Below are 12950 nucleotides of genomic sequence, written 5' to 3'. Positions count from 1 at the left end.
AGGGGAAGAGAGTGTTATGTTATGGAAGATTTTCTACTGGAGATACAGGGTTTAACTACCGTTAACCTTGATGGTTTTAACCTTAACGATATTAACCTGAATCTTTTTCCTGGGGAGGTTCATGCTGTTGTAGGTCTGGGGGGGTCTGGAAAAAAGACCTTGATAGAGGCTATTGCTGGTTTAGTTGATGTCAAAGGGGATATTTTTTTTAAGGGAAAACCGCTTGATTTTAAGATATCTCTTTTGCGGAATAAGGGGATAGAATTTATTTTTGATACACCTTCAGTAGTGGATGAACTTACTGTGGCAGAGAATATTTCATTGAACAGATATCCCAGGTGTGGACTGTTGCCCTTTATAAATTTTCAGGGTGTAAAGAATAACTGCCACCAGGCCCTTGATATTATGGAACTGGATTTTGACTATAATATGAGGGTGGGTAAATTATCGGCTGAAGAGAAAAAGAACCTTTCTATTGTCAGGGCTTTTTTTAATAAGCCGGAGATAGTAATTATGCATGAGCCAACAGATTGCCTGGGAGTTAAATCAATACAGAGGCTGTATAATAATATCTACCAGTATAAAAATGAGGGTGGTAGTATTATCTATATAACTAAGCAGTGGAAGGATGCCTTAAAGGTTGCCGACCATGTATCAGTGATGTTTCAGGGTGAAATTCTGGGTACTGTATCAGAGGAAGAGGCCAGAACAGCACCTGAGAGACTGGTTAATATGATGCTGGGTAATGAATTATATAATAGGGACAGTGGTGGTGTAGAGGTAGAGAATGAGACCAAGAAGATTCTAAATACAGTTTTTAAAGCTACAGAATTCCTGACTTCCAAATATGAGTTGAAAGATGTATTAAAATTACTGGCTGAATACACTACAGATTTTATGAAAGCTGATGCTTGTACAATCAAATTGCTTGATGAAAAGACTAATACGATCATAGATACAGTTGATTATAGTACTAATAATAAGTTGTTTGCCGAGCTGAAAGAAGAAGTAATCTTTCAGCTTACCAGGAATGATGAGATCTTTTATGCCTTTCAGCATGATGAAGACTTTTTCAAACTCTTTAAAGGGGTTAATGGAGTAAAGACGATTGTGGTGGCCCCGGTTTTGATACGCTCACATGTAACAGGAATAATTCAGGTTTCCTATAGAAAAGAATACAATTATTCTGAGAAAGAGGCTATTTATCTATCAACCCTGGCCAGACAGGCTGCTCTTGCTATTGAAGATACTAGACTGATGGGTAGGTCAGCCCTTTTGCAGGAGAGTCACCATAGGATCAAAAACAATCTGCAGTATATTATAAGTTTGATTACCCTGCAGAAGGATTTTATGGGTAAGCATTCATCAAGGGATATAAGTGATACTTTAAATAATATTATCTTTCGTATAAAGAGTATAGCTTCTGTACATGACCTTCTGTCAAAAGATGAATTAGGGAGGAGTATAATTAATGTCAAAGAAATAGTTAATGTTATTATTGAGTTTTTAAATACTAATAAGGTTAAGATGATACTGGAACTTGATGATATTTTTATTTCTTATGATAAGGCCTCTGCTATTGCTTTAGTTATTAACGAATTAGTTAGCAACTGCCTTGAACATGCCTTTCCAGAAAACAACCAGGGGGAAGTTAAGATATTATGCTGTAAAAGCAGGGATAGGATTAAACTGATAGTTAAAGATAATGGGAAGGGGTTACCAGCTGATTTTAAGATGGATGAATTAGATAGTCTTGGTTTATCCATAGTTTTTTCTATTGTGAAACATCAGTTTCGAGGTGATATAAAGTTGTCATCTGTTAATGGTACCCAGGTGGATATCAGTATACCGTTTTAAAGGGGTGTGATTTATGGATAAATCATTAAATGTTTTAATAGCTGAGGATGAGTCAGTCATATTAATGGGTTTGAAATCTAATCTGGAAAAGCTCGGTCATCGGGTTGTTGGGGAGGCTTTAGATGGTAAACAGGCAGTTAAATTAGCCCTGGAGAAAAAGCCTGATTTGATTTTATTGGACATTAATATGCCTTCTATGGACGGTATAGAAGCAGCCAGCAGGATCAATGAGCAGTGTTTAATTCCCTGTATTATTATAACTGGGTATAATGATCAGAAATTGATTGACCGGGCAACAGAGGCTGGTGTATTTGGGTATCTAATCAAACCTGTGGGTATTAATGATATAAGACCGGCGATTGATATTGCCCGGGCCCGTTTTGCAGAATTTAAAAAACTACAGGATGAACTGGATAATGCAGAGGAGGCCTTGAAAGCTCGCAAATTAATTGAACAGGCCAAAGGTATCCTGATGGACAGAATGGATTTAAAAGAGGCAGAGGCTATGCGCTTGCTACAGAAAAGGAGCAATGAGCAGAACAAAAAAATGGTTATTATCGCCAGGGATATTATTGATGCCGATCAACAGTTTGAACTTTAATTTGGGGTTTATCTTATAATATTTCCACTATTGACTTTAGTGTAAATTATTTGACATCTAACTATATTTCTGGTATAATATTGTACAAATAAAATACTTATATTTGTACTGATGGTCGGTACAAATTGCTAAAGAGGTCAAGGAGGCCCTTTTTTATCAATAACCTGGTCAGGTTATTTGTTAAAGAGGGTCTCTTTTTGCATTCTTATCTAGGCAGGGTTTATTTATGAGTTATTTAAGGTATTAAAGGGGGTGACTTCATAAAGTGAGTTCTTAGTTTCAGAGGGGGTTTTTTGTCGCGTAATAAACAAAATAATTAGAGGAGGAAAAAACTTGAAAAAATTATTATTGTTTGTGCTTAGTGTTGTAATGGTTTTGGGTGTGGTTTCTATTGCCGGGGCTGCAGATGTCAAAATTGGTTTTTTAGTTAAACAACCTGAAGAAGCCTGGTTCCAGGATGAGTGGAGATATGCTGAAGAGGCTGGAGAAGATTATGGTTTTGAGGTAATAAAGATTGGTACAACAGATGGTGAAAAGGTATTATCGGCTATTGATAATTTGGCTGCTCAGGGAGCCCAGGGTTTTATTATCTGTACACCTGATGTTAAGCTGGGTCCTGCCATTAAGGCCAGGGCAGATATGCAGGGTTTAAAGTTTATGAGTGTTGATGACCGCTTTGTTGGTTCAGATGAGCAGCCTATGGAAGAAGTACACCATATGGGTATTTCTGCTTATAATATTGGTAAGTTAGTGGGCAAGACCCTGGTTGAACAGATGAATGAGATGGGTTGGGATTATGATGAGGTAGGTTATCTGGAAATGACCTATAATCAATTACCAACTATTGCTGAGAGAACTAATGGGGCAACAGATGTGCTCCTGGAAAAGGGGTTCCCAGAAGCTAATAGATATGAAAGCCCAATGAAGACTCTTGATACTGAAGGTTCTTTTAATGCTGCAAATATCACTATTACTAAGCATTCAGATGTAGATAAATGGATTATTGCTGGTGGTAATGATTCTTCAGTTATTGGTGCAGTAAGGGCCCTGGAGGGACAGGGTTTTGGTGCTGATCAGGTCATTGGTATTGGTATTAATGGTTCTAATTTTGCTATTAATGAATTTGAAAAAAATGAACCTACCGGTTTTTATGCCTCTGTAAAATTAAGTGCCAGACAACATGGTTATGAAACAGCTGAATTGATGTATAAATGGATTGCTGAAGGGGAAGAACCGCCAAAGGTTACCTGGACTGCTGGTACATTGATGCATAGAGGAAATTATGAAGAACTAATGGACTAAGTTTGATAGATAGGGCCAGGGCAGTACTGCTGCCTGGCCTATTCTCTTTAATTTGGAAGAGAGGAGTTGTATTATGAGTCATTATCTAGAGTTTAAGAATATAACGAAAACTTTCCCTGGTGTCAAGGCCCTTGATGAGGTTTCTTTTGGGGTTGATAGTGGGAGCATACATGGGTTAGTTGGTGAAAATGGTGCTGGCAAGTCAACCCTCTTACACACCCTAAGTGGAGCATTTCAACCGAACAAGGGACAGATAATAATAGATGGTAAACAGCGCAATTTTAGCGGTACCAGGGATGCCCTTGATACAGGTATTGCCGTTATCTACCAGGAATTAAATCTGGTTCCAGAGATGACAGTAGCTGAGAACCTGATGGTCGGTAATTTTCCACATAAGAAGGGTTTTGTTGACCATCATGAATTAATGGAAAAAGCCCGGCAGCAGATTGAGGGTTTGATGGAGGATTTTGACCCTGACACTAAACTTAAAGACCTGTCTATCGGCCAGCGGCAGATGGTTGAGATAGGTAAGGCTTTATTACAAAATGCCAGGATAATTGCTTTTGATGAACCGACAAGTTCCCTATCAGAAAGGGAAGTTAAACATTTATTTAAAATTATTAATAATTTAAAAGAACAAGGGTGCGCAATTATTTATGTATCTCATAGGATGGAAGAAATCTTTAAATTATGTGATGCCTGTACTGTTTTTCGTGATGGAAAACATATTGAAACATACAGAGATATGGAAAATGTTACCCACGACTTGCTGGTTCAGAAGATGGTGGGTCGTGAGATTAAAGATATCTATGGTTATGAACCCCGGGATAAGGGAAAAACAATTTTTCAGGTTAAAGGTATATATGGCCCTGGTATTAGTAAAAAGGCTGAATTTGAAGTGGCAGCTGGGGAAGTGGTTGGTTTCTTTGGGTTAGTTGGGGCTGGCAGAACAGAACTCTTTAAACTGATTTATGGTGAGGAAGCAGTAGAATCAGGTGAGATTAGAGTAAATGGAGAGAGGGTTGAAATTAATAACCCTAAAACTGCTATAAAAAATAGTATCTGCCTTTTGCCAGAGGATAGAAAAGATGAAGGGATTATTGGTATACGCTCTGTTAGTGAGAATATTAATGTAAGTTGTAGGCGACACAGTCTGAAGGCTGGCCTTTTTCTGGATAAGGAGAAAGAAAAAGAGACAACAGATATATTTATTAAGAGTCTGGATATTAAAACCCCATCAAGGGAGCAGCTGGCCGGGAATCTGTCAGGTGGAAACCAGCAGAAGGTGATTTTATCACGCTGGTTGAGTGAAGATGTTGAGGTTTTTTTAATGGATGAACCAACAAGGGGTATAGATGTTGGGGCTAAATATGAAATCTATAAGATAATGTACCAGCTTGCCGGTGAAGGTAAAGCAGTAGTCTTTATTTCCAGTGAATTGCCTGAAGTGATGGGTGTTGCAGATAGGATTATTGTCATGAGAAGTGGTGAGATTGTTGGTTCATTAGACCGGGAAGAGGCAACCGAAGAGAAGATACTTTCCATGGCACTGCCTGTTTCCTGAAATAAAATTTTTAAGGCAAGGGAGATTTGATAATATGGATAATAGTGGAGTAAAATCAAAGTTATCATTAAAATATTTTTATGATAATTATAGCATAATTGTTATCTTTGTGGTAATGTTTATTTTACTGTCTATCTTTGTACCCTATTTCTTCACCTGGAGGAATATGGTGGGACTGGCACTTTCAGTAGTAACCATAGGTATTATAGCCAATACAATGATGTTTGCTCTAGGCAGTGGTGATTTTGACCTATCTGTAAGTTCGACAGTAGCTTTTTCAGGGGTTATGGCTGCGGTCATTATTAATGCTACAGGGAATGTATGGCTGGGTATTTTTGCCGGTATTATAGGTGGTGGTATAGTTGGTATAATCAATGGTTTTTCCATTGCTAAACTGGGATTAAATGCCTTAATAGTTACCCTGGCTACCCAGATGATTTTCAGGGGAATGGCTTTTATATTGTCAGGTGGTAGGGCAGTAGGTATTAGGGAAGCAGGTTTCTTTAAACTGGGTAATAGCATGATTTTTGGTATACCGACCCCGATCTGGATTATCATTATATCTTTTATTATCTTTGGGATATTACTTAATAATACGGTTTTTGGTAAAAACACATTGGCGATTGGTGGTAATACCAAAGCAGCCAGGTTAGCAGGTATTAATGTAGATTTTACCAAGATAACTATTTTTACTCTGCAGGGAATTATGGCAGGTTTTGCTGGTGTTATACTGGCTTCTCGTATGACTAGTGGGCAGCCAAATGCAGCCCAGGGTCTGGAGTTAGATGTTATTTCAGCCTGTGTACTTGGTGGAGTGTCATTAAATGGTGGTATAGCTACAATGAGTGGTGTGATTGTTGGTGTGTTGATTATGGGTATGATTTCTAATGCCTTAAATCTATTAAATGTCCCTACTTTTTATCAATATGTTGTCAGGGGGGCAGTACTATTAATTGCTATCTATCTTGATAAATTAAAACAGCGTAATCTGTAAGAGTACAATAATATAAAGGAAGATTGTAAAATCACTGTGGGTAGGCTGCAGTGATTTTTTTTATCCTTTTTTAATATTTCGATAAGTTCTGGGTGATATCCCCATGATTTTTTTAAAGACTCTTGAAAAGTAATAGGGGTCATTATAGGCAAGTCTGGCGGCAATTTCCTTTATCTGTAAGCCAGTTAAATCCAGGTATTTACAGGCCTGTTGGATTTTTAACCTAATGAAATAATCAATAGGTGAAAAACCGGTTTTTTCTTTAAATAGTTTATTGAACTGGCTTTTTGATAGATTGTTCTGGCTGGCCAGTTTATCAAGGCTTATTTTTTTATTGAAGTTTTCTTTCATATAGCTAATAGTTTCATTAATATAGTTTTGATCTTCTTGACCTGTCTCTTTAAAAAAGATAGTAGCGAGAATATGGTTAAAGGCCTGTGCTGAATAAATAAGGTTATTAGTACTGTATCCACTGTTTAGCACATTAAAGATTGAGTCAAAAAAACCTGTAATAAGGGGTAATTTATTAACTGCTATACTGGAAATGGTTAAACTGTCTTTGTTATTAAGATTCAAATAATGCCCAGCTATCTGGCCGTTAAAATGACACCAGTAGATATACCAGGGTTCTTTGTTATCAGAGCTGTAGATGTGTGCTAAAAAAGGCGGAATGATCAGCAGTGTATTTTCTTCCATATTTCGTTTTTGTCCATTGATAGTGATTATCCCCTTTCCTTTTGAACAATAGATTAAAATATATTGTTTGCTCCCTTTTTTTCTTTTTCTATAGTGATATTGTGCATGAGGAAAATAACCAATATCTGTCACATAGAGGTTTTTTAACAATGGATGACGAGAAGTTTTTTTAATAATATTCTCCGGTATAACAAAGATTTTTTCATTTTGGAATCCGCTTTTCTTTTTTATATTTTTCATAATTATATTATATAAAAAGACCAAGATAATTTCAATAATAATAAGAATATAGTCCATCTTTTCTATTTTAAATTCCATTGCTATAGAGCTGTGTTCATTATATATTAAAGTAAATAGTTGAAAAGGGGTGATTAATCATGAAAAAAGACTATGTAAAAATGTGGGAAGAGGACCTTGAGATACCTACTTACCCTGTCGGAGAGGCTGATAAGAATCCAATGTTTTTAGAAAAAAGGGTTTATCAGGGGAGCTCAGGAAAGGTTTACCCATTACCATTTACTGAAAAAATTTATGATAAAAAGGTAAGCAAGGAATACCGGGTAGTGTATCTGGAAAACCCTTATCTAAAAATTATGATTATGCCGGAGATAGGTGGAAGGATTCAGCGGGCTTATGATAAGACAAACGGCTATGATTTTGTTTATTATAATCAGGTTATTAAACCTGCCTTGGTAGGTTTAACAGGTCCCTGGATATCTGGAGGGATTGAGTTTAACTGGCCACAGCATCACAGGCCGCGCACCTTTGCACCATTGGAATATACCCTAGTTGAGAATGAGGATGGTAGTAAAACTGTTTATTTGAGTGAAATTGACAGGATGTATGGAACTAAAGGGATGGCTGGAATTACCCTTTACCCAGATAAGGCCTATCTGGAAATAGCGGGTCAGCTTTATAATGGTACTAAGCTACCACAGAGCTTTTTATGGTGGGCCAACCCAGCGGTAGCGGTTAATGATCAGTATAAGTCGATTTTTCCACCAGATGTTAATGCTGTTTTTGACCATGGTAAAAGGGATGTTTCTACTTTTCCTCTTGCTACTGGAGAGTATTATAAAGTTGATTATTCTGATGGTGTTGATATTTCCATGTATAAAAACATACCAGTACCTACTTCTTATATGGCTTATCATTCCGATTATGATTTTGTTGGGGGCTATGATTTTGGGAGGGAAGCTGGCATTTTACATGTAGCTGACCATCATATTGCACCTGGTAAGAAACAATGGACCTGGGGTAATGGGGATTTTGGTCAGGCCTGGTACAGGAATCTTACTGATGAAGATGGCCCTTACATTGAATTAATGACCGGGGTATATACAGATAATCAACCTGATTTCACCTGGTTACAACCCTATGAAGAAAAGACCTTTAAACAGTATTTTATGCCCTATAAACAACTGGGTGAAGTAAAGAATGCTAATAAAGATGTTTTAGTAAATCTAGAGTTTGCAGGTGCTAAGGCCAGCCTAGCTGTTTATACTACTTCTATCTATGAAAATTTGCAGATAAGGTTAAACTCAGGTGATGATGTCTTAGTAAAGGAGATAGTTACTACCGGGCCTGAAAAGGTTTATAAAAAAGAAATTAACTTTGCTGAAAACAGGACTAAGGATTCGTGTGAATTAAAGGTTATTACAGATAAAGGGGATCTGCTTATCTCTTACCAGACAGATAGAGATAATGAAATAGAAGTACCTAAACCAGCTAAACCAGCGGTTAGACCGGCAGAAATTGATAGTAATGAAAGGCTTTTCTTGACCGGCCTTCATTTAGAACAATACCGACATGCTACCTATGAACCTGATCCCTATTATCTGGAGGGATTAAAAAGGGACCCCGGTGATATTCGGATTAATAATGCTTACGGGAGACTGCTTTTTAGAAGGGGTATGTTTGCTGAAAGTGAGGTTTATTTTAGAAGGGCAATTGAGAGACTTACCTGGAAAAATCCTAATCCATATAATGGTGAACCTTATTATAATTTAGGTTTAACACTTAAAATGCAGGGTAAACTGGATGAAGCCTTTGATGCCTTCTATCAAGCGGTCTGGAATGAGGCCTGGCAGGCCAGTGGGTATTATGTTTTGGCCCAGATTGCCTGTTTGAAAAGTAATTATGGTGAGGCTTTAAAATATGTAGATAAGTCTATTATTAAAAACTACCATCATATCAAGGCCCGCAATCTAAAGACTATGATACTCCGTGTGCAGAATAGAATGGAAGAAGCACGTGATTTTGCTCAGGAGACTTTCAAAATAGACAGACTTGATTTTCTTGTACGCAATGAACTTTATCTGATTAATTCTTTTAATAAGGGTAAAGAGCAGGCACAGGCTGTTAAAGAAAAACTATCCTGTATTATGCGGGACAGCCACCATAATTATCTGGAAACAGCTATTGATTATGCAGAGGCAGGGTTTTATAATGAGGCAGTAGACCTTCTGGAGAGATTAATTGAGAGGGCTTCTAGCAAGGAAAAAGTCTACCCTATGATTTATTATTATTTAGGATATTATTGTGAGCAAATTAAGCAAGAAGATAAGAGCTGGAGATATTATGAATTAGCAGTAAAGGCTCAGTCTGATTATTGTTTTCCCCATAGGGCTAATTCGATCTCTGTTCTGGAAAGGGCAATGGAAGTTAATGAACATGATCCGCGGGCACCTTATTATCTGGGGAATCTCTATTATGATAAGAAGCAATATCAAAAGGCCCTTAGTCTCTGGGAAAAGGCCAGAGAAGAGGATAATGACTTCCCTACTGTCCACCGTAATCTGGCTCTAGCCTATTATAATAAAGAAGGGAAAACTGCTGAAGCCAGGATTTCACTGGAGAAAGCCTTTGAACTAAATCCCACTGATGCCAGGGTCCTTTTTGAACTTGATCAATTATATAAAAAAATACAGCTTGGTCATCTGGAAAGGCTTGCTTTCCTTGAAGAGAATATGTCTTTAATTAAGGGAAGAGATGATTTATATAATGAATATCTTACCCTTTATAATAATATAGGAAAATATCAGAAGGCACTTGAACTCCTGAAAAAAAGGAAATTTCACCCCTGGGAAGGTGGTGAGGGTAAGGTTACTGCCCAGTATGTTTTTTCCTTATTACAGCTGGCCAGACTGGCTGTCAAGGAAGAGAAATATCAGCAGGCGGTTAATTTGTTGTTACAGGCCAAAGAGTATCCTGTAAATCTTGGCGAAGGGAAATTACCTATTGTTCAGGAAAATGATATTAATTATTATCTTGGGTTAAGTTACCAAAGACTTGGTAAAAAGGAACAGGCTGAAAAATATTTAAGTAAGGCCAGTCAGGGCCCGGAAGAACCCTCAGATATGTTCTTTTATAATGACCAGCCAGCTGATTTGATTTTTTACCAGGGACTGGCTCTCAGGGAACTAGGTGATGAAACTGGAGCAGTCAGGAAGTTCAAGAAATTACTTGACTATGGAAAAGCACACCTGGATGATAAGATAGAAATAGACTATTTTGCTGTTTCCTTACCTGATTTTCTTGTTTTTGATGCTGATTTAGAACAGAAGAATAAAGTACACTGCCATTATTTAATGGCTCTTGGGCTGCTGGGGTTGGGTAAATATCAAAAAGCAGAGGATCATTTATCAAAGGCTCACAATCTAAATATTAATCACCAGGGAGTTTTAGTTCACCTTGATATTCTGAAAGAAATAGCAGGATAAATCCGTTTTAGGAGTTAAAAAAAGATTGAAGAGATAGTTTTTAAAGGAGTAAAAGGCATTAAGCTGTTTAATAAGTGTATCAGTGTTGTAGTTTTGCCTTTCCCTATCTTGGTTTCTGGGTTATTGAAGGCGGCTTTAAAGGCAATTATAATTGGCCTTTGAACCCAGTAATGGATATTATGATTCGGTTGTTACGGCTTTAGAAAACGGTAAGGTCTATCAATTAGAGCGTGGAAAATCATTGGAGTTCACGCTACAGTTAAGTCTATCTTAAAAAAATATTTTTTATAAACCCCGGGAAACCGGGGTTTTCACTATTTTTTAGAGAAATATTATCTGGAATAGTACTTTTGTCCTTGATTTAATTGGATAGTTAAGATAAAATGATCATGCATTTATATTATTTATACTATTTATATTTATGGAGGTGGCTTAATTGAAAAAGCTGATAATAACTGTTTTTATAATTAGTCTACTATTGTTACTACCAGATTACAGCCTTATATCTGGTTATGATAATGAAGCCAAGCGTCTTCCAGTACAGGATATTCAAATTGATGATGCTGTTGAGGTGGACAAGTTATTTGATACAGATATAGTTCAAACAAATGATGAAGAACAGGATGTTGAAGGAGAACAACTTGAATTAACAGAGAAGATAGATTTAATAAAAGAAGAAAAAAACCTGCTGACATCTGTGGGTGATGCGGAGACTCCTGAAGCCCTGGATTCTTTAAGGACAGATACAAATGGGCAGGAAATGACTGATGTTTTAAAGCCGTCTAACATTAGGGAAGATGAGGTTAAACTTACTCTTTTTGATAGAGTTGAGGAATACCGTGTTAAAAAGGGTGACAATCTCTGGGAAATTGCTAATAGCTATAGGATTGATATTGACACTTTAATTGGTGCCAATGATATCAATAATATGAATAGGATACAGGTTGGTGATGTACTGGTTATTTTACCTGTTAAAGGTATACTTTATAAGATAAACCCAGGTGAAAACCTCTGGACCATTACCAGGGATTTTGCAGTATCATTAGATGAGGTTATTGAGGCTAATGGTATAAGTAATCCTGATTTAGTTAAACCAGGTAAGGTGGTTTTACTGCCAGGTGCTAAACCAGAGTTTGGCTATCAGGAAAGGCTGAGCCAGCATTTTATCAAACCGATTGATGCCCGTATTTCTTCATATTTTGGGATGAGATGGGGTAGGATGCATGAAGGAATAGACTTTGCAGTTAATACAGGGACAAGGATAAGGGCGGCTCGTAGTGGCAAGATTATTTATGGTGGTTGGGCATCGGGTTATGGTAATACAGTTATTATAGAACATGAAAGAGGGGTTCGGTCGCTTTATGCTCATAACTCTAAACTGCTTGTAAGTAGTGGACAGCGGGTAGAGAGGGGACAGGCTATTGCCCTATCTGGTAATACTGGAAACTCTACTGGTCCTCATCTCCATTTTGAGATTCAGATTAATGGACAGCCGGTAAATCCACTAAATTATATTAAAATGTAATGAAAAATAAAATTTAACAATACAGTGATTGTAATCACATTATTAGCTTGTATAGTGGTATATAATCAACTATATTTAGGGAGGGAGATTATCTTGGCTAAAAAGATATTAATAGTAGATGATGCAGCGTTTATGAGGCTGACATTAAAGAATCTAATTGAAGAGATTGGCTATGAGGTAATTGGTGAAGCGACAAATGGAGAAGAGGCTGTTGCCAAATATGCTGATCTTCAGCCTGATATTGTTACTATGGATATTACTATGCCTGAGATGAGTGGTCTGGAGGCCTTAAAAGAGATTATTAGTATTGATGAAACTGCCAGTATTATAATGTGCAGTGCTATGGGGCAGCAGACAATGGTTCTGGACGCTATTAAAAGTGGGGCCAAGGATTTTATTGTTAAACCATTTAATAAAGACAGGGTAAAAGAAGCCCTTAGTAAGGCAAATTAAGTCTATATAACTGAGGGCTTGGCATGTTTTTTAATTAAATATCTTATATATTGATTAAGGGAACCTATTGCCTTTACAGGTAATTAAGGGTTCTTTTTGTTGTTGAATATGTTATAAGAGTCTGTTCGAAAGTATCAGTATATATCGCCGGGGATTATATATCCCTTCACTCAACGGTAACACCTTAACTTCGTTCAGGGATATATAATCCCCTATTTATGCCCTTTCGAACACAC

General features: G+C 37.1%; 9 protein-coding genes. 8 read left to right on the top strand and 1 reads right to left on the bottom strand.

Annotation, left to right across the window (positions count from 1 at the left end; all coding sequences use genetic code 11):
* Positions 1 to 21: 21 nt before the first annotated feature.
* From GM661_RS17440 to araH, 5 genes are all read left to right on the top strand, one after another.
* The gene (locus GM661_RS17440; RefSeq protein WP_230867942.1) at positions 22 to 1857 is read left to right on the top strand and encodes an ATP-binding cassette domain-containing protein; all 1836 of its coding nucleotides are present in this window, start codon (positions 22 to 24) and stop codon (positions 1855 to 1857) included.
* A 13-nt stretch (positions 1858 to 1870) separates the two neighbouring features.
* Positions 1871 to 2458: an ANTAR domain-containing response regulator gene (locus tag GM661_RS17435; protein ID WP_230867941.1), complete on the top strand. Its 588-nt coding sequence runs from the start codon at positions 1871 to 1873 to the stop codon at positions 2456 to 2458.
* A gap of 369 nt (positions 2459 to 2827) precedes the next feature.
* Positions 2828 to 3760 carry an arabinose ABC transporter substrate-binding protein gene (locus GM661_RS17430; protein ID WP_407929684.1) on the top strand — a complete coding sequence of 311 codons (933 nt, stop codon included), beginning with the start codon at positions 2828 to 2830 and terminating at the stop codon, positions 3758 to 3760.
* A gap of 73 nt (positions 3761 to 3833) precedes the next feature.
* The gene (gene araG, locus GM661_RS17425; protein WP_230867939.1) at positions 3834 to 5324 is read left to right on the top strand and encodes an L-arabinose ABC transporter ATP-binding protein AraG; all 1491 of its coding nucleotides are present in this window, start codon (positions 3834 to 3836) and stop codon (positions 5322 to 5324) included.
* Between the two features lie 34 nt (positions 5325 to 5358).
* On the top strand, positions 5359 to 6318 hold the full coding sequence (araH, locus tag GM661_RS17420; RefSeq protein WP_230867938.1) for an L-arabinose ABC transporter permease AraH: 960 nt from the start codon (positions 5359 to 5361) through the stop codon (positions 6316 to 6318).
* 60 nt (positions 6319 to 6378) lie between these two features.
* Here araH and GM661_RS17415 read toward each other — a convergent pair whose 3' ends face one another.
* Positions 6379 to 7311: an AraC family transcriptional regulator gene (locus GM661_RS17415; RefSeq protein WP_230867937.1), complete on the bottom strand. Its 933-nt coding sequence runs from the start codon at positions 7309 to 7311 to the stop codon at positions 6379 to 6381.
* Between the two features lie 80 nt (positions 7312 to 7391).
* Between GM661_RS17415 and GM661_RS17410 the strand changes: the two genes are divergently transcribed.
* From GM661_RS17410 to GM661_RS17400, 3 genes are all read left to right on the top strand, one after another.
* Complete coding sequence (locus GM661_RS17410) at positions 7392 to 10736, top strand: DUF5107 domain-containing protein (RefSeq protein ID WP_230867936.1); 3345 nt, start codon at positions 7392 to 7394, stop codon at positions 10734 to 10736.
* Positions 10737 to 11172: 436 nt separating this feature from the next.
* Positions 11173 to 12261, top strand: a complete 1089-nt coding sequence (locus GM661_RS17405) for a M23 family metallopeptidase (RefSeq protein WP_230867935.1) — start codon at positions 11173 to 11175, stop codon at positions 12259 to 12261.
* Positions 12262 to 12354: 93 nt separating this feature from the next.
* Entirely contained in the window at positions 12355 to 12714 is a 360-nt protein-coding gene (locus tag GM661_RS17400; RefSeq protein ID WP_230867934.1) for a response regulator, read from the top strand.
* Positions 12715 to 12950 lie beyond the last annotated feature (236 nt).

It is taken from the genome of Iocasia fonsfrigidae (assembly GCF_017751145.1).
Classification (GTDB): domain Bacteria; phylum Bacillota; class Halanaerobiia; order Halanaerobiales; family DTU029; genus Iocasia; species Iocasia fonsfrigidae.
The sequence above is the reverse complement of the archived record's forward strand: the minus strand, read 5'-3'. Positions and strand labels throughout refer to the sequence as shown.

Coding starts and splice junctions, on each gene's coding strand:
- GM661_RS17440 (WP_230867942.1), top strand. CDS start 22: ATGGAAGATTTTCTACTGGAGATACAGGGTTTAACTACCGTTAACCTT.
- GM661_RS17435 (WP_230867941.1), top strand. CDS start 1,871: ATGGATAAATCATTAAATGTTTTAATAGCTGAGGATGAGTCAGTCATA.
- GM661_RS17430 (WP_407929684.1), top strand. CDS start 2,828: ATGGTTTTGGGTGTGGTTTCTATTGCCGGGGCTGCAGATGTCAAAATT.
- araG (WP_230867939.1), top strand. CDS start 3,834: ATGAGTCATTATCTAGAGTTTAAGAATATAACGAAAACTTTCCCTGGT.
- araH (WP_230867938.1), top strand. CDS start 5,359: ATGGATAATAGTGGAGTAAAATCAAAGTTATCATTAAAATATTTTTAT.
- GM661_RS17415 (WP_230867937.1), bottom strand. CDS start 7,311: ATGGACTATATTCTTATTATTATTGAAATTATCTTGGTCTTTTTATAT.
- GM661_RS17410 (WP_230867936.1), top strand. CDS start 7,392: ATGAAAAAAGACTATGTAAAAATGTGGGAAGAGGACCTTGAGATACCT.